We start from the raw sequence: 18,740 nt of genomic DNA on the forward strand, positions 1-18,740 counted from the left end.
GCGTCAGGCCGTACCGAGCCGGTAGCCGAGCCCGTGCACCGTACGGACGGTGTCCCGGCCGAGCTTGCGGCGCAGGTGGTGGACGCAGGCGTCGACGGTGCCCGGCGCGTCGGCACCGGTGAACGCGGCCCGGAGCAGCTCCTCGCGGGTGAACACCCGGGTGGGCCGCCCGGCCAGCGCGCGCAGCACCGCGAACTCGCGGGCCGAGAGCGGGATCTCGTCGGCGCCGTCGAGCACCCGGCGGTTGGTCACGTCGAGGCGGCGGCTGCCCAGCGGCAGCCAGTGCGCGGCGTCGGGGTGGCGCCGGCGCAGGGCGCGCAGCCGGGCCAGCAGCTCGGGCACCTCGAACGGCTTGACCAGGTAGTCCTCCGCGCCGGCGTCGAGGCCGGCCACCCGGTCGTCGACGCCGCCCCGGGCGGTGAGCAGGAGAATCGGACAGCCCACCCCGTGCTCGCGCAGCCGGACCACGAGGTCCAGCCCGTCCAGGGCGGGCAGCCCCCGGTCGACCACCATCAGCTGGTAGTCCCGGGTCAGCCCCTGGTGCAGGCCGCGGTGCCCGTCGCCGACCACGTCCACGGCGTAGCCCTCCTCGTGCAGGAGGTCGGCGAGCAGTCCGGCCAGCGCGGGATCGTCCTCGACCAGCAGGAGGCGGGGCGGGGTGCTCTCCACCCGGCCAGTATTCACCCGGCGGCGGCCGCCGCCGCCGATCCGGGGCCCCGGGGGTGACGCGCGCCCCGGATTGGCGTACGCCGGTGGCGGGTACGGAACTGGCCAGCAACCACACCGGGAACGCCGCCGGCCTCCCGCGTAGCCAGTGGGGAGGAGATGCCGTGCCGCACGACAGCCAGTTGGACACCCCTCCCGCACCGGGTGCTGAGCCGACGCTCACCTTCACCGGCCAGGTGACCCGGATCGATCCGCTCGCCGTCCGGTTGTCCCGGCTCGCCCGGGAGCTGCAGTCGGCCGGCACGGTCGAGGAGACCCTGGAGGCCGTCGCCCGGGCCGCCGCCGACACCGTGCCGGGCGCCCGGCACGCCGGCATCACCGAGCCGGCCGGACGGCGCGGCTGGCGGACCACCGCGGCCACCGACGACCTGGTACGCCAGGTGGACGACGCCCAGTACGCGACCGGTCAGGGCCCCTGCCTCACCGCCCTGGCGGCGGAGCGGCTCGTCCACCTGCCCGACACCGGCGTCGGCGGCCGGTGGCCGGAGTTCAACCCCCGGGCGTCCGGCCTCGGTGTGGGCAGCATGATGTCGGTCCGGCTCTACCTGGCCCGGGACAGCTTCGGCGCGCTGAACATGTACGCCCCGATGCCGCACGCGTTCGACGCCGAGTCGGAAGGGATCGGGCTGCTGCTCGCCACCCATGCCGCCGTCGCGATCGGCGACGCGCGCCGGGTCGCCCAGCTCAACCGGGCACTGGACGTGCGGGACCTGATCGGCCAGGCCAAGGGGATCCTGATGGAACGGCACCGGCTCACCGGCGAGCAGGCGTTCGGGCGGCTGGTGGCTGCGAGCCAGCGGTGCAACGTGAAGCTGGTCGAGGTGGCCCACCGGCTGGTGGAGACCGGGGAGCTGCCGGCGTCCGGGTGAGGCGGGTCAGCCGACGCCGAGCAGGGCGGTCACGCCGGTGATCTCCAGGACCCGCAGGACGCCCGGCCGCGGATTGGTCACGATCAGCGGGCAGTCCTGCCCGGCCGCGCGGGCGTGGGCGTTGAGCAGGACGAGGATGCCGGAGGAGTCGAGGAACCGGACCTCGTCGAGGTCCACCTCGACGACGGTGCCGGTGAGCCCGTCGAGAGCGGAGTTCAGGCCGTCCCGGAACTCTCCGGCGGTGGCCAGGTCGACCTCGCCGGCGACCCGCACCCGCAGCCGCCCGGCGTCCACTCGGACCGGGGTGACCTGGAGACCTGTCGTCGACGAGGGTTGAAGGTGCGGTCCTTCCGCGTGCACTTCGCTGCTCCCTGCGTCGGCCGGCCTCGTTCCCTCGTAGCAGAAGGCGGAGATCGGCTCGGGCCAGCCTAACGACACTCGCGGTGAAACGCACCTACGGTCCCCGGTCAGCCCTCCGGGGGGATCGGATCGTCGTACTCGCCGGGCGGGCCGGCGTGCGGCGCGCCGTCCACCTGCGGCCAGGCGTTGGGCAGGCAGCCGTGCAGGCCGAGGGTCTGCTGCTGCATCACCGGCGCCGGGCCGCCCGCCGTCGGGCAGCGCTCGTGACCCCGGCCGAGCCGGTGCCCCACCTCGTGGTTGAGCACGTACGACCGGTAGGTGGCCAGGTCGCCGCCGAAGCCGGGCACCCCGCGCGCCCAGCGGGCCACGTTGACCACCACCCGGTCGCCGTTGCGGCAGGACGTGTAGTGGTCGGCGGGGTCGCCGCACAGCTCGCCCCGGGTGACCGGGGTGGTCAGCATCACGGTGAAGTCGGCCGGGGTGTCCGGGCCGACCCGTTGCAGCCGCCACCGGCCGTCGGCCGTCCAGCCCCGCCGGTCGGCCAGCACCACGGCGACCTCCCGGCCGAACCGTTCCACGTCCACGTCGTCGATGCCGCCCTCCACCGCCACCCGGTAGCGCAGCAGCTCCCCCTCCTGGCCGGCCACCCTGCCGGTGGCGGTGGCGGTCCGCCAGGTGCCCGTACCCCGCTCGGGGTAGCGCAGCGCCGGCGGGGCGGGAGGGGCCGACGGCCCGCCGGGGACGGTGGTGGGCGCGGCCGGCCCGGCGGCCGCCGCCGGGCGGCCCTTCGCCGGGTCGCGGCGGATGTCGCCGATCAGGTCTTGGACGAGGTCGCCGCCGCCCCGGCGGGCGGCCCAGGCGCCACCGGCCGCGAGCGCGACGACCAGCACCACCGTCACGGCAAGCCCGCCGGCCCGGCGGCGCCCCCGGTGCCGGCCCCGCTCGGCCGCCCCGCTCACGGTCAGGCTCGCCACTCTCGCCTCCGTCCCGGTCGGTCACTGCGGACAGGAGTACGGGGGCGGAGCCCGCGCGGATGAGTGATCCGGGCACCGATTCCCCACCCGGTACCGTTGGCCGGTAGACACTCCCGACGATCCGGACACCTGCCGGCCGTCATCCCTCTCGGAAGGACCACCCGTGCCGGACGCCGACGCCCTCATCGCCGCCGCGGTCGCGGCGGTGCGCGGCACCGACGTACGTGACGCGGAGCGGAAGCTGGACCGCCTCGTGGTCGGCACCGGCGCCACGGACGGCGCGGCGGCGGTGGACGCCGCCCTGCTCGGTCGCCTGGTCGCCGCCCTGTCCCGGCTCTGGCCGCGCGGCTGGCAGCCGGTCGACGTGGCCCGGATCGTGTCCCGCCGCCTCGGCCCGCGCGCCGGCCGGCTCGTGGTGGACGCGCTCGCCGCCCAGCGTCGCGCGCAGACCGGCGAGGTGCCGCAGTGGTGGGCGGAACAGCTCGACAGCCTCGACGCCCGGATCTGGTGGGACGACGACGCCGGCTGGCTGGCCCGCTGGGCGGCCCGGGAGGGTGAGGACCGGATCACCGCGCTGCGCGACGCGGTCGAGGTGCTGGCGCTGCTCGCCGGCCTGCCCCCGATCGCGGTGCTGCGCCCGCCGCCCGGCAGTGGCGCGGCGTTGGCGGTCCGGAGCGGGCCCGCCGGGCGGAGCGGGTCGCGGATGCTGGACCGGGTCCGGGCGTTGCTGGCCAAGGCCGAGTCCACCACCTTCCCCGCCGAGGCGGAGGCGCTCACCGGCAAGGCACAGGAACTCATCGCCCGGCACAGCCTCGACCGGGCGCTGGTCGAGGCGAGCGCCGAACGCCCCGACCAGCCCGGCGGGGTCCGGCTCGGCACCGAGGCCCCGTACGCGGGGGCCAAGGCGCTGCTGGTGCAGGAGGTGGCGGCGGCGAACCGGTGCGAGGCGGTCTGGTCCGACGACCTCGGCTTCGCCACCGTGCTCGGCTTCGCGGGCGACCTGGAGGCGGTCGAGCTGCTCTACACCTCGCTGCTGCTCCAGGCCACCACCGCCATGCTGCGCGGCCGAAGCGAGCGGAAGGCGGCGGGCCGGCGCACCAAGGCGTACGACGAGTCGTTCCTCAACGCGTTCGCGCTGCGGATCGGCGAGCGGCTGCGGTCCGCGACCGAGGAGGCGAACCGGCAGGCCGCTGAGGCCGCCGGGCCGGAGCGCCTGCTCCCCGTGCTGGCCGCCCGCTCCGACGCGGTCCGCGAGCGGATGGACACCCTCTTCCCCGGGCTCACCCGGGCCCGGCTGACCGTCCGGGACGCCGAGGGCTGGCACTCCGGCACCTCCGCCGCCGACCGGGCCTCGCTCCAGGCGGGTGGGCGGCCGGCGCGGCCCGTCACCGGCCGGCGCTGAATCTGGGGGAAGATCCTCCGGTGGGGCTGTCGGATCCGCGGCGCCGGCGCCGATCCCCTCTTGAGAGGCCACGCCGTGGCCCGACCCGAGGAGCACCGTCGTGAAGTACATGTTGCTGATCTGGAACCGCCCCGGCTTCGTCGAGGGGCTCAGCGAGCAGGAGCGCACCGCCCTCTTCGGCGAGGTCGACGAGATCATGGCGGAGCTGACCGCGTCCGGGGAACTGGTCGGCGGCGAGGCGCTGGCCGACCCGGCGCAGACCCGGACGGTCCGGCTGGCCGGCGACCGGACGGAGGTCACCGACGGGCCGTTCCTGGAGAGCAAGGAGCAGTTCGCCGGCTACCTGACCGTCGACTGCGACAGCCCGGAGCGGGCCGCCGAGATCGCCGCCCGCTGGCCCGACGTCCGGATGGGCTTCGGCGTGCTGGAGGTGCGGCCGATGATGGAGCAGGCCGGGACCGAGATGTGACCAGCCGGGCGGTCGAGGACCTGCTGCGCGCCCTGGCGCCGCAGGTCCTCGGCACCCTGGTCCGCCGGCACGGCAACTTCTCCGCCTGCGAGGACGCGGTGCAGGAGGCGCTGCTCGCGGCGGCCACCCGCTGGCCGGAGCAGGGCGTGCCGGAGCACCCGCGCGGCTGGTTGCTCACCGTCGCGGGCCGACGGCTGACCGACGAGTGGCGCAGCGAGCGGGCCCGCCGGGAGCGCGAGGCCGCGGTGGCGCTCCGCGAGCCGGCGTACGCCACGGTGGCCCCGCCCGCCGACGACGCACCGTCCGGGCAGGACGACAGCCTCACCCTGCTGCTGCTCTGCTGCCATCCGGCGCTGGGCCGGTCCGCGCAGGTGGCGCTGACCCTGCGGGCGGTGGGTGGGCTGAGCACCGCGCAGATCGCCGCGGCGCACCTGGTGCCGGAGCCGACGATGAGCCAGCGGATCCGCCGCGCCAAGCAGCGGATCGAGGCGGCCGGGGCACGCTTCGCGCTGCCCTCGCCGGCCGAGCGGGACGAGCGGCTGCGCGCGGTGCTCCAGGTGCTCTACCTGATCTTCAACGAGGGCTACACCGCGTCGAGCGGCACCCAGCTGCACCGGGCCGAGCTGACCGGCGAGGCGATCCGGCTGACCCGGCAGCTGCGCCGGGCACTGCCCGGCGACGGCGAGGTGGCCGGACTGCTCGCGCTGATGCTCCTCACCGACGCCCACCGGGCGGCGCGGACCGGGCCGAACGGGGAGCTGGTCCCGCTGGCCGAGCAGGACCGCGGCCGGTGGGACCGGGCGGCGATCGACGAGGGGGTGGCCCTGGTGACAGAGGCGCTGACCTGGTCGCCGCCGGGGCCGTACCAGCTCCAGGCGGCGATCGCCGCGGTGCATGCCGAGGCGCCGTCGACGGCGGAGACCGACTGGCCGCAGATCGTCGCGCTCTACCGGGTGCTCGCCGCGGTCGCGCCGAACCCGGTGGTCACCCTCAACCAGGCCGCCGCGGTGGCCATGGTGGACGGTCCCCGCGCCGGGCTCGCCCTGCTCGCCCCGCTGGACGCGGACGAACGGGTCGCCGGCCACCACCGGCTGGCCGCCGTCCGGGCCCACCTGCTGGAGCTGGCCGGGGAGACGGACGCGGCGCGGGAGGCGTACCGGGAGGCCGCCCGGCGTACCACCAGCGTGCCCGAGCGGCGGTACCTGGAACTGCGGGCCGCCCGGCTCGGTGCCGGCCGATGAGTTTCGGCGCCGCCGGGAGTCCACCCGGCATGGGAACAGTGAGCTGTCAGATCTCGATGTCGTTGGACGGGTACGTGGCCGGGCCGGAGCAGAGCCTCCAGGACCCGCTGGGCCGGGGCGGGCTGCGCCTGCACGAGTGGTTCTTCAAGGTGGACAGTTGGCGGGACCGGCACGGGCTGCCCGGCGGGGAGCGGAACGTCGACGCCGAGGTGGTCGACGAGATGACCCGGGACATCGGGGCGTACGTGATGGGCCGCGGGATGTTCGGCGGCGGTGACGGGCCGTGGGACCTGGACTGGACCGGCTGGTGGGGTGACGAACCGCCGTGGCGGACGCCGGTCTTCGTGCTCACCCACCATCCGCGCGAGCCGCTGGCCATGCGGGGCGGGACGGAGTTCCGCTTCGTCACCCACGGGGTGGAGTCGGCGCTGCGGCAGGCTCGGGAGGTGGCCGGCGACAAGGCAGTGTCGGTGGCCGGCGGGGCCAGCACGGTGCGGCAGTTCCTCGCCGCCGGGCTGTTGGACACCCTCCAGCTGCACATCGTGCCGATCATGCTCGGCTCGGGAAGGCGCCTCTTCGAGGAGGTGGGCGATCCGCGGCTGGAGCAGGTCTCGGTGGTCGCCGGCCCGACCGTCACGCACGTGACGTACCGGGTGCTCCGCCCCAGCGGCGACGGGCCGGTCAGACCCGGCAGTCGCGGCTGAGCTGCTGCGGGATGGCGACGAAGCTGGTCGCCATCCACGTCGCCGGGCTGGTCGCCTCGGCGCCCGCGTCGATCCGCTCGGCGGCCGTGGTCACCAGCTTCCTGATCCGCGGGTCCCGGGCCCGGGCGGCCTGGTCGCGGATGTCGTCGGCGAGCCGGGCCAGAGTGCCCTTGAGCTGGCCGTTGAGCTGCTCGGGGGTGAGCTGTCGGGCGTTCGCCGCCGCCGAGTCGTCGGCGATCCGCCGGCTGCCGTCGATGATCAGCTGATCGACGGCCCGGCAGACCGAGGCGGTGTTCGCCGCGCTCGCGGTGGACGGGGAGGCGCTGACGGTCGGCGCGGCGCTGGCGCTGACGGTGGGGGTGCCGCCGGCGCTGGCGGGGGCGCTCTGCGGCTGGTCGTTCCCGGTGCTCTGGCAGCCGGCCGCGAGGGCGGCGAGGGTCACCAGGGCGAGCGTGCTGGCGGAGCTGCGGAACATCGGTTCCCCGTTCGGTGGTCGGCCGTCCGGCGGGGACGGCGTTTGTCGGCGTGGAGCGAGGCCCGGTCGTCCCGCCGCGAACCTGGGTCCTGACGGGGCGTCGTCGGGGGCAACGAGCCCGGCGGTTCGCCGGACGCGGTGCCGGGCGGCCCAGCAACCCGGGCTGATCACTCTCCGCTGTCTCCGGCGCCGGGCGACAGCCGGGCGGGTGCGGCGGGACGGGGTGACCGGCCGGGCGCACGCCACGCCGGGCCGACGTGATGTCGGCCCGGCGTGGCGGAAAGACGTAGGTCAGCTCTTGAAGGCGTCCTTGATCTTCTCGCCGGCCTGCTTCAGGTTCGACTTGGCCTGGTCGTTACGACCCTCGGCCTCGAGGCGCTCGTCGTCGGTCGCCCGACCGAGGCCTTCCTTGACCTTGCCGGCGGTGTTCTCGGACGCGTTGTCGATCTTGTCGTCGATGCCCATGCGAACCTCCAGATAGCAGTTCCTCCGACGCCCCGGATGTACCCCCGTGCCCGATCAGGGAAACACCACCTTCGCCCACCGATCACCGAACGTGATCAGCGGAGGGTCAGGCGACCGGGCGGAACCGGCGCAGCCGCAGGCTGTTCGCCACCACGAAGACCGACGAGAAGGCCATCGCCGCCCCGGCGATCATCGGGTTGAGCAACCCGCCCGCGGCCAGCGGAAGGGCGGCCACGTTGTAGGCGAAGGCCCAGAACAGGTTGCCCTTGATGATGCGCAGCGTCCGCCGGGAGAGCCGGATCGCGTCGACCGTCGCGGTCAGGTCGCCCCGGACCAGGGTCAGGTCGGACGCCTCGATGGCCACGTCGGTGCCGGTGCCCATGGCCAGGCCCAGGTCGGCCTGGGCGAGGGCGGCGGCGTCGTTGACCCCGTCGCCGACCATGGCCACGGTCCGCCCCTCGGCCTGGAGCCGCTTGATCACGTCCACCTTGTCGGCGGGCAGCACCTCGGCGATCACCTGGTCGATGCCCACCTCGGTGGCGACCGCCTCCGCCACGGTGGCGTTGTCGCCGGTGAGCAGCACCGGGGTCAGGCCCAGCCCGCGCAGCCCGGCGATCGCCGCCCGGCTGGTCGGCTTGACCACGTCGGCGACCGCGAGGACGCCCCGGGCCCGACCGTCCCAACCGGCCACCACCGCCGTCCGGCCGGCGGCCTCCGCGCCGCTCGCCGCCCGCGCGACCTCCTCGGGTACGTCGAGACCCCGCTCCCGCAGCAACCGGAGCCGACCGACGACCACCTCGCGGCCCTCCACGGTGCCGGCGACGCCGAGCCCCTCGACGTTGCCGAAGCCGGTGACCGGGGGCAACTCCCCCGCCTCGGCCGCCCCGGCGGCGACGGCCCGGGCGATCGGGTGCTCGGAGCCGGCCTCCAGCGCCCCGGCCAGCCGGAGCAGCTCGGCGCCGTCCCCGCCGACGGCGGGAAGCACGTCGACCAGGGTCATCCGGCCGGTGGTGACGGTGCCGGTCTTGTCCAGCACCACAGTGTCGACCTGGCGGGTGGACTCCAGGACCTCCGGCCCCTTGATCAGGATGCCGAGCTGGGCGCCGCGACCGGTACCGACCAGCAGGGCGGTCGGGGTGGCCAGGCCGAGCGCGCAGGGGCAGGCGATGATCAGTACGGCCACCGCGGCGGTGAACGCGGCGGTCGGGCCGGCCCCGCTCCCCAGCCACCAGCCGAGGGTGCCCACCGCCAGGGCGATCACGATCGGGACGAAGACGCCGGAGATCCGGTCGGCGAGCCGCTGCACGGCCGCCTTGCCGGTCTGCGCCTCCTCGACCAGCTTCGCCATCTGGGCGAGCTGGGTGTCCGCCCCGACCCGGGTGGCGGTGACCACCAGCCGACCGCCGGCGTTCACGGTCGCGCCGACCACGGCGTCGCCCGGCCCGACCTCGACCGGTACCGACTCGCCGGTGAGCATGCTGGCGTCCACCGCCGAGGTGCCCTCGTCGATCACGCCGTCGGTGGCGATCTTCTCGCCCGGGCGGACCACGAACCGGTCCCCCACGGCGAGCTGGTCGACCGGGATCCGGACCTCCCCGCCGCCGCGCAGCACCGCCACGTCCTTCGCGCCCAGTTCCAGCAGGGCACGCAGGGCGGCGCCGGCGGTCCGCTTGGCGCGGGCCTCGAAGTAGCGGCCGGCCAGGATGAACACGGTGACCCCGGCCGCCGCCTCCAGGTAGATGTTGCCGGCGCCGTCGGTACGGGTGATGTCGAAACGGAACGGGTGGGTCATGCCGGGCATCCCGGCGTCGCCGAGGAAGAGCGCCCAGAGCGACCAGCCGAAGGCGGCCAGGGTGCCGAGCGAGACCAGGGTGTCCATGGTCGCCGCACCGTGCCGCAGGTTGGTCCAGGCGGCCCGGTGGAACGGCAGGCCGCCGTAGCAGACGACCGGGGCGGCCAGGGTCAGCGACAGCCACTGCCAGTAGGTGAACTGCCAGGCCGGGACCATGGCCAGCAGGATCACCGGGACGGCCAGCGCGACCGACACCCACAGCCGGGTACGCAGGCCGCGCAGCTCGTCCACCGGCTCGCCGGCCGGCTGCGCCCCGGCCGCGGCGGGCGGGGGCGGCAGGACGGCCGTGTAGCCGGTCTTCTCCACCGTGGCGATCAGCTCGTCCGGGGTGACCTCGTCGGCGTACCGGACGGTGGCCTTCTCGGTGGCGTAGTTGACCGTCGCGGTCACGCCCTCCATCCGGTTGAGCTTCTTCTCGATCCGGGCGGCGCAGGACGCGCAGGTCATCCCGCCGATGGCGAGTTCGATCTGGTTCGGGGCGATCGGCAACGACTTGGCGGTCGAGGTCATCGCGTCACCTCCTGACCGGCCACCACGGTGAACTCGGCGGTGTGCACCGCGCCGCCGTGGCGGAAGTCCAGGTAGAGCCGGTAGGTGCCGGCGGACGGCACCTCGGCGGAGAAGGTCACCGCCGGCCCGGCCGGGGTCCGCCCGTCGCCGGGCGCGCCCTCCGGGTGCACGTGCAGGTACGCCAGGTCGCCCTGGCGCAACGCCACCAGGTGCCCGTACGCGCCGAGGTAGGGCTCCAGGTCGGTGACGGGCCGGCCGTCCCGGCTGACGGTCAGGGTGAGCGGGCTGCTGCGCCCGGGCTGTGCGGCGCCGGCCAGGGTGACCGTGTAGCCGTCGACGGTGGTGCTGGTCGCCGGGGCCGGCAGCGGCCGGGCCTCGACCGGGCCGGGGACGGTCACGTCGACCCCGAGGGTGAGCGGCTCCCCGCCCGACGGGGTGAAGTCGGCGAAGGCCCGCCAGACGCCCGGCCCGGCCAGTGGGGAGTCGACCCGCCAGGTGCCGTCCGCGCCCAGCTCGGGGTGGACGTGCCGGAAGCCGGAGAGGTCGCGGCGGGCGACGATCAGGTGCATCCGCTTGTCGTGCGCCACGTCGTAGCGGGTGACCGGCGCGCCGTCCGGGCCGGTGACCCGGAAGGCGAACTGGCCGGTCGGGGCGACCAGCGGTTGCAGGGTGTAACCACGGTCGGAGACGAGCAGGCCGCCGGGCAGGCCGACGTCGGCCGCGCCGTCGTGGCCGCCCTGGGGATCGGCGCCGTGGGAGTCGGTGGCGTGGGAGTCGGTGGCGGAGTGGGAGTCGCCGGTGGCGGAATCGTGGCGCGTCTCGGCCGCCGGGGTGACGGGGCCGGCCAGCTGGCCGGCCCCGTACGCCGTGCCGAACACCGCCGCGAGGCCGAGCGCGAAGCCGCTCAGCTTGGTCGCCGTGTTCATCGTGGTACCTCGGTTCTCGGGTCGGTGACCCGTCACGCCTCGACGAGGTCGTACCCGGCCTCGTCGACCGCGGCGCGCACGGAGTCGGTGTCCAACGGGCTCTCGCTGCTGACGGTGACCCGGCCGGTGGCCAGGTCGACCTGGACGTCCTTGACGCCCTCGATCGCGCCCACCTCGGTGCTCACCGAGTTGACGCAGTGCCCGCAGGTCATGCCCTGCACCTGGTACGTGGTGGTGACCATGGCAGTTCTCCTCTCCCTGAAGCCGATGCTATACCCCCCAGGGGTAGCTCGCCAGTGACAGTAGCATACCCCCTAGGGGTAAGCTATCCTTGTCGCCATGACCACACCGAGCACCCCGACCCGGGGCTACACCGCCAGCAAGGACCAGCTGCTCGCGCGGCTGCGCCGCGTCGAGGGGCAGGTCCGCGGCATCGAGAAGATGGTCGAGGACGACCGCTACTGCATCGACGTGCTCACCCAGATCTCGGCCATCCAGGCCGCCCTGGACAAGGTCGGCCTGGGCCTGCTCGACGGACATGCCCGGCACTGCATGCGCGAGGGCGCCGCGGAGGGCCGCGCCGACGAGATGGCCGGCGAGATGATGGCCGCCGTCGGCCGCCTGATGAAGCGCGGCTGACCGGTCGGGGGCACCCGGCGGTGCCCCCGACCGGGCGCTCAGAGCCGGGCGAGGATCTTGTTCATCGTCTCGATCTCGCCCTGCTGGGCGGCGACGATCTGCTGGGCCATGGACTTCGCGTCGGCGTTGACGCCGTTCGCGATCTCCTCCTTCGCCATGGTGATCGCCCCCTGGTGGTGAGCGATCATCATGGTCAGGAACTGACGGTCGAACTCCTGACCGGAGGCGGCCGCCAGCTTCGCCATGTCGGCGTCCGACATCATCCCGGGCATGCCGTGGTCCATGCCCGGCAGGTGCCCGCCCGCCGGGCTCGCCGACGGGACCGGACGCCCCCAGGCCGTGAGCCAGCCGGTCATCGTGGCGATCTCCGGCGCCTGGGCGGCCTTGATCTGCGCCGCGAGCTGCTTGACCTCGGGGTCCTGCGCCCGGGTCCCGGCCAGCTCCGACATCTGCACCGCCTGCTGGTGGTGCGGGATCATCATCTGGGCGAACATCGCGTCGGCGTCGCCGAAGCCGGCGGACGCGCTCGCCGACGGGGCGCCGGTGGCGCCCGTCCCCGGCATGTCGTGGCCGGAACCGGCCTGGTGGTCGTCGCCGCCGCAGGCGGCCAGGGCGAGAGCGGCGGTCAGGGTGACGCCGGCCAGAGCGGCACGGCGCGCGTTGGTACGGGTGAACACGATCAGGTCCTTTCGGTGTGGACAGCTACGCAACGGACGGCGGACGCGGTACAGCCGCGTCGGGCCCTCCTACGTGCGCAGCACCGACACCGTGGCGAGCCGGAGCCCGAGCGGGCGGCCCGGCGGGGCGCGCGGCCCCGGCGAGGGCCGGGACGGGCCGCGGTCCCCGACGGCGGGCCGGGTCCAGCCGAGCAGCAGCGCCGCCAGCAGCAGCGTGACCGCGAGAGCGCCGATCACCGCCAGGCAGACGGTCCACAGGTGCGGGTGACCGCCGGCGTCACCGGCCGGCGACGCCACCGCCCCGGCGCAGTGGTCACCGGCGCAGCCGCCGACCGCAGCCGCGCCCTCGGCGTGCGCGCCGCGGCCGACCAGGTGGGCCTCATCGGCGTGCGCGCCGTGGGCCAGCGGGTATGCCTGATCGGCGTGCGCGCCGTAAACGAACGGGTAGGCCCCATCGGCGTGCGTGCCGTGGGCCATCGGGTGGGCGCCCTCGGCGTGCGCGCCGTGGCCGATGGTGTGCATGGCGGCCAGGCCGAGCAGGGTGCAGGCGAGCAGCAGCAGCCGGGCCCACCACCCGGTCTCCGCCAGCTTCGCCGTCCGCACCCCACCACGCTAGCCGAACCCTCGTCCGGCAGCGGCCGACCCGGACGGGACCGGTCCGAGTCGAGCCACCCGCGACGGTCCTGGCTACCATTCGGCGACGATGACCCGCCGCCCACCGCCACCGTCGCCCCGCGCACCGCGCCGGGGCGGGCGCCCGTGGGCGGCATCAAGCGGCTGGGCGCGCCGCCGCTCGCGGTACGTGACGACGCCGGCACGCCGGGAGACACTCCGGTACGTGTCCCGGCGCGCGGGTCCCGCCGGTGAACCGACCGGCTGACTGACACGTACCCCGCCCCGGACCGTCAGGAGACTCGCCATGGGCGCCGACCACACCCGTCCCGCTCCGTCCACCCCACCCCGGGTGCGACGGATCCTCGTCGCGACGGTGGTACCGCTCTTCGTCATCACGGTCGTCGCCGCGCTGGCGCTCTGGCCACGGGACGTCCGGGAGCAGGACCGGGGCGGTGACGTGCCGCGCTCCCACGGCACGGTGACCCGGGTGGTGAGCGAGCCGTGCCCACCGACCCCGGAGGTCCCCGAGGGGACGCCGGGGATGGCCACCGGGCCGTGCGGCACGGTGACCGTCAGCGTCGAGCAGGGCCCGGACGCCGGGAAACGGGTCCAGACCCCGATGCCGGCCGGGCCGGGGGCCCCCACGGTGGCGGTCGGCGACGAGATCGTGCTGGTCAAGCTCACCGATCCGGCGGACCCGACGGCCAGCAGCTACAACATCGCCGAGCACCAGCGGGGCAAGCCACTGCTCTGGCTGGTGGCGCTCTTCGCGGCGGCGATCGTGGCGTTCGGCCGGCTGCGCGGGCTGGCGGCGCTGGCCGGCCTGGCCGCCAGCTTCGCGATCCTGCTGGCCTTCGTCGTCCCCGGCATCTCGGCGGGCGGTTCACCACTGCTGATCGCGATCACCGGCTCCGCACTGATCATGTTCGTGGTGCTGTACCTGACCCACGGGATCACCGCGCAGACCTCGGTCGCGGTGCTCGGCACGCTGGGCAGCCTGGTGCTGACCGGCGTGCTCGGCAGCCTGGCCACCGCCGCCACCCACCTGACCGGGTTCGGCAGCGAGGAGGCCACCACGCTGTCGATGTACCAGCGCGACGTGGACCTGCACGGCCTGCTCCTCGCCGGCATCATCATCGGTTCACTGGGCGTGCTGGACGACGTCACCGTCACCCAGGCGGCCACCGTGACCGAGCTGGCCCACGCCAACCCGGGGTTGTCCCGGTTGCAGCTCTACCGGGCGGCCACCCGCGTCGGTCGGGCGCACATCGCCTCCACGGTCAACACCATCGTGCTGGCGTACGCCGGCGCCTCGCTGCCGCTGCTGCTCCTGCTGACCGTGGACAGCCGGTCGGTGAGCGAGATCCTCACCAGCGAGTTCCTGGCTCAGGAGATCGTCCGCAGCGCGGTGGCGACGCTCGGCCTGGTGGCCGCCGTACCGCTGACCACCGGCCTGGCCGCGCTGGTCACCACCGCCGGCCGCGGGCCCGCCGGGGACACCGCGCCGGCGAGTGGCCCGGCGCCCACCCCTCGTCCCCCGGCCGACCGTGACTCCGCGCTCGAGGCGCTGAGCGCGCCACGGCACGCCGGCCCGTCCACCCCGGCCCCGGCTCGGTGGCCCGACCCGGAAAGGAGCACGGACACCGCATGGTGAGACTCCGCTGCGTGACCGACGACGACCCCCCGGCTGATAACCGCGTCACTGGTCACGGAACGCCATTGCGAAATAACGCTTTTAGTCGGGTTCTGGACGTAGATCCCCAGCACTCCTCTCGGGTAACCTCGCTGCCGGTCACCGCCGAAGGCGCGCACCGGCGCCTGCGGGACCACCGCCCAATCGCCGCAAGGCGAGCCGGGGAACCAGGTACCTGGGGTGCATCCGCGACAGCGGTAGGGGCCACTTCCGTCCCGAACCCGTCAGCTAACCCGGTCGGCGGTCGACGGAAGGGAACACTGTGACGGCACCCCTGCGCCGCTGGTTGACACCGGTGGTGGCCGTGCTCGCCGCCCTGGCCATCCTCGCCGGGCCGGCCGCCCCCGCGCTGGCCGCGCCCTCGACCCCGACCCCGTCGGGGCACGAGGAGGACGACGAGCCGAAGTTGCTGACCGACGTGATCGAGCTGCGCAACCGCGAGTACGCCAAGGCGAAGTCGCAGCTGGAGAAGTCGAAGAAGCGCCAACTCCAGCTCGCGCTCGAGGTGCGCCGGGCCGAGGACGAGCTGACGGCGCTGCGGCCGCAGGTGAGCCAGATCGCCGCGCAGTCCTACCGGACCGGCCGGATCGGCGCGGTCGCGATGCTGCTGGAGAGTGACGCTCCGGACTCGTTCGTCAAGCGCGCGTCCGCGCTGGACGAGCTGAACATGGTCAACGCCGAGAAGCTCAGCAGGGTCACCGCCGCCAGGAATCGTGCCCAGCAGGCCAAGCTGGCGCTCGACGGTGAGGTGCGCGTGCAGCAGAGGCTCGCCAACGCCATGGCCCGGGAGAGCCAGGAGGCGGAGAAGGCACTGGCGCTGGTCGGTGGCGAGGGCTTCACCGGCGGCCTGGTCGACGCAAAGTCGCCGGTGGCCCGGATCGGGCCGGGCCGGACGTCGGACGGCGGCTGGCTGCCCGAGTCGCGCACGGCGAACGACCCGACCACGTCGGGCATGATCACGCCGCGCACCCTGCACGCCTACAACGAGGTCCGCCGGGCGGGCTTCAAGCGGTTCGCCGGCTGCTACCGGCCGGGCGGGCCGTGGGAGCACCCCAAGGGCCGGGCCTGTGACTGGTCGTTGCAGAACAGCGGGTTCGCCCCCTGGCACAACAACGACACCCGGATGTACGGCAACAACCTCGCCGCGTTCCTGATCCGCAACGCGGACCGGCTCGGGATCTACTACGTCATCTGGAACCGGCAGATCTGGTTCCCGGCGACCGGGTGGAGGTCGTACAGCGGGCCGTCGAACCACACCGACCACGTGCACATGTCGCTGCTGTAGGCGCAGGTGTCACCGAGGGCCGTCCCGCCGGGTGCGGGGCGGCCCTCGTCGCGTACTCCGGGTCGGTCAGTGGGCGACGGCGGCCGCGCGGCCGCCGCGGCCGGTCTGGGCGGGTGCCGTGGCGGCCGGCACCGCGGCCACCGTGCGCACCTCGCCCGCGGACAGCCGGTACGACATGCCGACCACCGCGCACCGCCCGGCGGCCACCTCGGCGGCCAGCGCCGCGGAGCTGGCGAGCAGGTTCTCCACGGTGCGCGCGATGTGGATGTCGACGATCCCGTCGATGTCGTCGACGCCCTCCCGGGCCGCCCGGAGCAGGCTGGGCGCGACGGCGTCCACCACCGCCCGGAGGTGACCCGCCGGCGATGAGCCGGTACGGGCGGCGTCCCGGGCGGCCTGGACCGCGCCGCAGGAGTCGTGCCCGAGCACCACCACGAGCGGCGTGCCGAGGATGGTCACCGCGTACTCGACGCTGCCCAGCACCTCGGGGCCGGCGGTGTGCCCGGCGGTGCGGACCACGAAGAGGTCGCCGAGCCCGCGGTCGAAGATGATCTCGGCGGCGAGCCGGGAGTCGGAGCAGCCGACGATCACCGCGAAGGGGTCCTGCCCGTCCGCGACCGCCGTCCGGTGACCGGCGTCCTGGTTGGGATGGCGCGGCGCACCGGTGACGAAGCGGCGGTTTCCGGCGTGCAACTCGGCGAGCGCCTGGGTCGGAGTGGTCGGGGCCATTGCCTCACCTCGGTCTGTGATCGGCCTGGTCAGCCCGGCCGGCGACGGAGGCGGCCGCCCACCCACGGTCACACGCACCTCAACCTACGTCAAGGTATACGTGATTAAGATTTCTGCCTTTCCCCGGATCGGCCCGCTGCGGGGCAACGGCCGGAGCTCGGGCGGAGGCCAGGGCCGAAAACCCGAACGGCAGGTCATACGATGTCGGGCATGGCGACCACAGCGAACCAGAACGGGAGCACCCGCACCTGGACGTTCCTCACCAACCACGGGCATGTGCTGCTCGCCATCGCACGTAACCCCACCGCCCGGCTGCGCGACGTCGCCGACGAGGTGGGGGTGACCGAGCGGGCCGCCCAGGCGATCGTCGCCGACCTGGAGGCCGGTGGCTACCTGCACCGCACCCGGGTCGGCCGGCGCAACGAGTACACGGTCAACCCCAGCGGCCACTTCAGACACCCGGCCGAGGCGGACCGCCAGGTCGGCGACCTCCTCGCCCTCTTCACCGGCGCACCACGCGACACCGGCTTCTGAGCGCCCGCCACATCCGGGCCCGCCCGTCACCCCGGCACCGGGCCCGCGACGGTAATCTCACCGCGTGCGTGAGAGCTTCCGGCCGGGTGGGACGGCGGTGACCGGGCCCGCCGGGCTTACCACCCGGACCGTCCTCGGTGGAATGCTGGCGGCCCTGCTCGCCACCCCCCTCGTCCCCGGCCCGCCCGCCGGCGCGGCACCGGCCTGCGCCGCCCGGCCCGGCGGGGCCGCCCCCACCGAGACGCCGTGGGCGCTGCGCCGGCTCGACCCCGCCTCGGCCTGGCGAATCAGCCACGGCGAGCGGGTCACCGTGGCCGTCATCGACTCCGGCGTGTCGCCGGACCACCCGCTCCTCGCCGGCCAGGTCGCCGAGGGGCGCGACTTCAACGGCCTGCCCGCGATGAAGGGCCGGTGCGACCTCGCCGGCCACGGCACGGTCGTCGCCGGCATCATCGCCGGCCGGGAGGGCACCGGCGCGCCGTACAACGGCATCGCCCCCGCCGCCCGGATCCTGCCGGTCCGGGTGCTGCCGGACGCGAAGGAGTCCACCGACCGTGAACTGCCGGTGCAGATCGGCCAGGCGATCCGGTGGGCGGTCGACCAGGACGTCCAGGTGATCAACCTGTCGCTGGCCACGTTCAACCGGCCGGAACTGGCCGAGGCCGTCGACTACGCCCTGGCCAAGGGCGTGGTCGTGGTGGCCGCCGCCGGCAACCGCGACCAGGAGGGCTCGGACCGGCCCCGCTACCCGGCCGCGTACCCGGGGGTCATCGCCGTCGCCGGGGTCGACGTGCAGGGCGGCCACGTGGGCAGCTCGGTCAGCGGCGACTACGTCGACGTCGCCGCCCCCGGGCTGGACATCGTCGGCCCCGCCCCGAGCGGGTCCGGCTACCTCGCCGAACCGCAGGGCGGCACCAGCTTCGCCGCCGCGTACGTCTCCGGGGTGGTGGCGCTGCTCCGCTCCGCCCGCCCCGACCTCACCCCGGAACAGGTGGCCTACCGGATCACCCGGACGGCCGACAACCCGCCCGAGGGGCGCAACTCCGAGGTCGGATATGGCGTGGTCAACCCGTACCGGGCGCTGACCAGCCTGCTCGGCACGCGCACCGACCCGCCCGCCGGGGCGATGGCGGCGCCCGCACCGGCCCGGGACCCTCTCGCCGGGCAGCGCACCGTGGCGCTCTGGGCCGCCGGGATCGGCGCCGTGCTCACCGCGGCGCTGCTCGCCGCCCGGCCGATCCTGACCCGCGGCCGGCGGCGCGGCTGGCGCCCCGGACGCCGCACCGAACCCGCCTGACCCGCCTGGGAACGGACGGGCGCCGCCCACCACTGTGGACGGCGCCCGTCGACGCTCAGCGCAGGACGCCCGCCGAGCCGCCGCCGTCGGCGCCCCAGACGTCCTCGTCCTCCTCCAGCCAGCTGTTCCGGGGGAGCTCCTCCTCCTCGCCGTAACCCGCGCCGGCACCGTGACCCGCGCCGGCCATGCCGCCGCGCAGACCGGATCCCCGGGCACCCGCGCCGGCGCCCTTGCCGGCGGCCCCGCCGCGTCCGCCGCCGGCCATGCCGGGGCCCATCGCCGCGCCGCCCATGCCCGG

General features: G+C 75.0%; 21 protein-coding genes, 1 pseudogene and 1 riboswitch. Of the genes and pseudogenes, 10 read left to right on the forward strand and 12 right to left on the reverse strand.

From position 1 onward, the window contains the following. Positions 1 to 3: 3 nt before the first annotated feature. Positions 4 to 669: a response regulator transcription factor gene (locus tag V6U81_RS13310; protein ID WP_334488719.1), complete on the reverse strand. Its 666-nt coding sequence runs from the start codon at positions 667 to 669 to the stop codon at positions 4 to 6. A 161-nt stretch (positions 670 to 830) separates the two neighbouring features. On the opposite strand from V6U81_RS13310, the gene V6U81_RS13315 reads away from it, so the two are divergent. Then, on the forward strand, positions 831 to 1,595 hold the full coding sequence (locus tag V6U81_RS13315) for a GAF and ANTAR domain-containing protein (RefSeq protein WP_334488721.1): 765 nt from the start codon (positions 831 to 833) through the stop codon (positions 1,593 to 1,595). 6 nt (positions 1,596 to 1,601) lie between these two features. Here the strand turns inward: V6U81_RS13315 and V6U81_RS13320 are convergent, their stop codons facing one another. Further along, positions 1,602 to 1,955, reverse strand: a complete 354-nt coding sequence (locus tag V6U81_RS13320; RefSeq protein ID WP_334488724.1) for an STAS domain-containing protein — start codon at positions 1,953 to 1,955, stop codon at positions 1,602 to 1,604. Between the two features lie 107 nt (positions 1,956 to 2,062). Next, the gene (locus tag V6U81_RS13325) at positions 2,063 to 2,929 is read right to left on the reverse strand and encodes a DUF3152 domain-containing protein (protein WP_334488727.1); all 867 of its coding nucleotides are present in this window, start codon (positions 2,927 to 2,929) and stop codon (positions 2,063 to 2,065) included. Positions 2,930 to 3,092: 163 nt separating this feature from the next. Between V6U81_RS13325 and V6U81_RS13330 the strand changes: the two genes are divergently transcribed. From V6U81_RS13330 to V6U81_RS13345, 4 genes are all read left to right on the forward strand, one after another. Next, positions 3,093 to 4,331 carry a DUF2786 domain-containing protein gene (locus V6U81_RS13330; RefSeq protein WP_334488730.1) on the forward strand — a complete coding sequence of 413 codons (1,239 nt, stop codon included), beginning with the start codon at positions 3,093 to 3,095 and terminating at the stop codon, positions 4,329 to 4,331. Between the two features lie 109 nt (positions 4,332 to 4,440). Beyond that, positions 4,441 to 4,800, forward strand: a complete 360-nt coding sequence (locus tag V6U81_RS13335) for a YciI family protein (protein ID WP_334488780.1) — start codon at positions 4,441 to 4,443, stop codon at positions 4,798 to 4,800. Then, positions 4,797 to 6,041: an RNA polymerase sigma factor gene (locus V6U81_RS13340; RefSeq protein ID WP_334488732.1), complete on the forward strand. Its 1,245-nt coding sequence runs from the start codon at positions 4,797 to 4,799 to the stop codon at positions 6,039 to 6,041. Before V6U81_RS13335 ends, V6U81_RS13340 begins: the two co-directional genes overlap by 4 nt. A gap of 29 nt (positions 6,042 to 6,070) precedes the next feature. Beyond that, the gene (locus V6U81_RS13345) at positions 6,071 to 6,745 is read left to right on the forward strand and encodes a dihydrofolate reductase family protein (protein ID WP_334488734.1); all 675 of its coding nucleotides are present in this window, start codon (positions 6,071 to 6,073) and stop codon (positions 6,743 to 6,745) included. Here V6U81_RS13345 and V6U81_RS13350 read toward each other — a convergent pair. The 5 genes from V6U81_RS13350 to V6U81_RS13370 form a co-directional block, all read right to left on the reverse strand. Further along, positions 6,723 to 7,220: a hypothetical protein gene (locus tag V6U81_RS13350; RefSeq protein WP_334488736.1), complete on the reverse strand. Its 498-nt coding sequence runs from the start codon at positions 7,218 to 7,220 to the stop codon at positions 6,723 to 6,725. The two genes, V6U81_RS13345 and V6U81_RS13350, sit on opposite strands and share 23 nt — an antisense overlap. A 291-nt stretch (positions 7,221 to 7,511) precedes the next feature. Next, positions 7,512 to 7,685 (reverse strand): CsbD family protein, encoded by a 174-nt coding sequence (locus V6U81_RS13355; RefSeq protein WP_334488739.1) that lies wholly within the window; start codon positions 7,683 to 7,685, stop codon positions 7,512 to 7,514. 106 nt (positions 7,686 to 7,791) lie between these two features. Then, complete coding sequence (locus V6U81_RS13360) at positions 7,792 to 10,047, reverse strand: heavy metal translocating P-type ATPase (protein WP_334488742.1); 2,256 nt, start codon at positions 10,045 to 10,047, stop codon at positions 7,792 to 7,794. Continuing rightward, on the reverse strand, positions 10,044 to 10,973 hold the full coding sequence (locus V6U81_RS13365) for a hypothetical protein (RefSeq protein WP_334488747.1): 930 nt from the start codon (positions 10,971 to 10,973) through the stop codon (positions 10,044 to 10,046). Before V6U81_RS13365 ends, V6U81_RS13360 begins: the two co-directional genes overlap by 4 nt. A gap of 32 nt (positions 10,974 to 11,005) precedes the next feature. Continuing rightward, positions 11,006 to 11,215, reverse strand: a complete 210-nt coding sequence (locus V6U81_RS13370; RefSeq protein WP_334488750.1) for a heavy-metal-associated domain-containing protein — start codon at positions 11,213 to 11,215, stop codon at positions 11,006 to 11,008. Between the two features lie 97 nt (positions 11,216 to 11,312). Between V6U81_RS13370 and V6U81_RS13375 the strand changes: the two genes are divergently transcribed. Further along, positions 11,313 to 11,612, forward strand: coding sequence for a metal-sensitive transcriptional regulator (locus tag V6U81_RS13375; protein WP_334488753.1), 300 nt, complete (start codon positions 11,313 to 11,315; stop codon positions 11,610 to 11,612). Between the two features lie 38 nt (positions 11,613 to 11,650). Here the strand turns inward: V6U81_RS13375 and V6U81_RS13380 are convergent, their stop codons facing one another. Both V6U81_RS13380 and V6U81_RS13385 read right to left on the reverse strand, forming a co-directional pair. Beyond that, positions 11,651 to 12,289, reverse strand: coding sequence for a DUF305 domain-containing protein (locus V6U81_RS13380; RefSeq protein ID WP_334488756.1), 639 nt, complete (start codon positions 12,287 to 12,289; stop codon positions 11,651 to 11,653). 69 nt (positions 12,290 to 12,358) lie between these two features. Beyond that, a complete protein-coding gene (locus V6U81_RS13385; protein WP_334488759.1) occupies positions 12,359 to 12,892 on the reverse strand; it encodes a hypothetical protein in 534 nt (177 codons plus the stop codon). Between the two features lie 316 nt (positions 12,893 to 13,208). On the opposite strand from V6U81_RS13385, the gene V6U81_RS13390 reads away from it, so the two are divergent. Both V6U81_RS13390 and V6U81_RS13395 read left to right on the forward strand, forming a co-directional pair. Next, positions 13,209 to 14,558 (forward strand): YibE/F family protein, encoded by a 1,350-nt coding sequence (locus V6U81_RS13390; protein WP_334488762.1) that lies wholly within the window; start codon positions 13,209 to 13,211, stop codon positions 14,556 to 14,558. Positions 14,559 to 14,724: 166 nt separating this feature from the next. Beyond that, positions 14,725 to 14,855, forward strand: a riboswitch (cyclic di-AMP (ydaO/yuaA leader). Between the two features lie 4 nt (positions 14,856 to 14,859). Further along, the gene (locus V6U81_RS13395; RefSeq protein WP_334488764.1) at positions 14,860 to 15,882 is read left to right on the forward strand and encodes a coiled-coil domain-containing protein; all 1,023 of its coding nucleotides are present in this window, start codon (positions 14,860 to 14,862) and stop codon (positions 15,880 to 15,882) included. A 66-nt stretch (positions 15,883 to 15,948) separates the two neighbouring features. Here the strand turns inward: V6U81_RS13395 and V6U81_RS13400 are convergent, their stop codons facing one another. Next, complete coding sequence (locus V6U81_RS13400) at positions 15,949 to 16,611, reverse strand: carbonic anhydrase (RefSeq protein WP_334488767.1); 663 nt, start codon at positions 16,609 to 16,611, stop codon at positions 15,949 to 15,951. 201 nt (positions 16,612 to 16,812) lie between these two features. On the opposite strand from V6U81_RS13400, the gene V6U81_RS13405 reads away from it, so the two are divergent. Both V6U81_RS13405 and mycP read left to right on the forward strand, forming a co-directional pair. Further along, positions 16,813 to 17,145 (forward strand): helix-turn-helix transcriptional regulator, encoded by a 333-nt coding sequence (locus tag V6U81_RS13405; protein ID WP_334488770.1) that lies wholly within the window; start codon positions 16,813 to 16,815, stop codon positions 17,143 to 17,145. 64 nt (positions 17,146 to 17,209) lie between these two features. Continuing rightward, a complete protein-coding gene (gene mycP / locus V6U81_RS13410) occupies positions 17,210 to 18,442 on the forward strand; it encodes a type VII secretion-associated serine protease mycosin (RefSeq protein WP_334488773.1) in 1,233 nt (410 codons plus the stop codon). 55 nt (positions 18,443 to 18,497) lie between these two features. On the opposite strand, the pseudogene V6U81_RS13415 reads toward mycP, so the two are convergent. Next, positions 18,498 to 18,740 (reverse strand): annotated as a pseudogene (locus tag V6U81_RS13415) (hypothetical protein); the annotation flags it as partial.

The organism is Micromonospora lacuserhaii (genome assembly GCF_036902735.1).
In the GTDB taxonomy this organism is placed as follows: domain Bacteria; phylum Actinomycetota; class Actinomycetes; order Mycobacteriales; family Micromonosporaceae; genus Micromonospora.

What these genes read in the sequence shown, in the direction of transcription:
- V6U81_RS13335 (WP_334488780.1), top strand. Translation starts at nt 4,441, where the DNA reads ATGTTGCTGATCTGGAACCGCCCCGGCTTCGTCGAGGGGCTCAGCGAG.
- V6U81_RS13345 (WP_334488734.1), top strand. Translation starts at nt 6,071, where the DNA reads ATGGGAACAGTGAGCTGTCAGATCTCGATGTCGTTGGACGGGTACGTG.
- V6U81_RS13350 (WP_334488736.1), bottom strand. Translation starts at nt 7,220, where the DNA reads ATGTTCCGCAGCTCCGCCAGCACGCTCGCCCTGGTGACCCTCGCCGCC.
- V6U81_RS13355 (WP_334488739.1), bottom strand. Translation starts at nt 7,685, where the DNA reads ATGGGCATCGACGACAAGATCGACAACGCGTCCGAGAACACCGCCGGC.
- V6U81_RS13360 (WP_334488742.1), bottom strand. Translation starts at nt 10,047, where the DNA reads ATGACCTCGACCGCCAAGTCGTTGCCGATCGCCCCGAACCAGATCGAA.
- V6U81_RS13365 (WP_334488747.1), bottom strand. Translation starts at nt 10,973, where the DNA reads ATGAACACGGCGACCAAGCTGAGCGGCTTCGCGCTCGGCCTCGCGGCG.
- V6U81_RS13370 (WP_334488750.1), bottom strand. Translation starts at nt 11,215, where the DNA reads ATGGTCACCACCACGTACCAGGTGCAGGGCATGACCTGCGGGCACTGC.
- V6U81_RS13375 (WP_334488753.1), top strand. Translation starts at nt 11,313, where the DNA reads ATGACCACACCGAGCACCCCGACCCGGGGCTACACCGCCAGCAAGGAC.
- V6U81_RS13390 (WP_334488762.1), top strand. Translation starts at nt 13,209, where the DNA reads ATGGGCGCCGACCACACCCGTCCCGCTCCGTCCACCCCACCCCGGGTG.
- V6U81_RS13400 (WP_334488767.1), bottom strand. Translation starts at nt 16,611, where the DNA reads ATGGCCCCGACCACTCCGACCCAGGCGCTCGCCGAGTTGCACGCCGGA.
- V6U81_RS13405 (WP_334488770.1), top strand. Translation starts at nt 16,813, where the DNA reads ATGTCGGGCATGGCGACCACAGCGAACCAGAACGGGAGCACCCGCACC.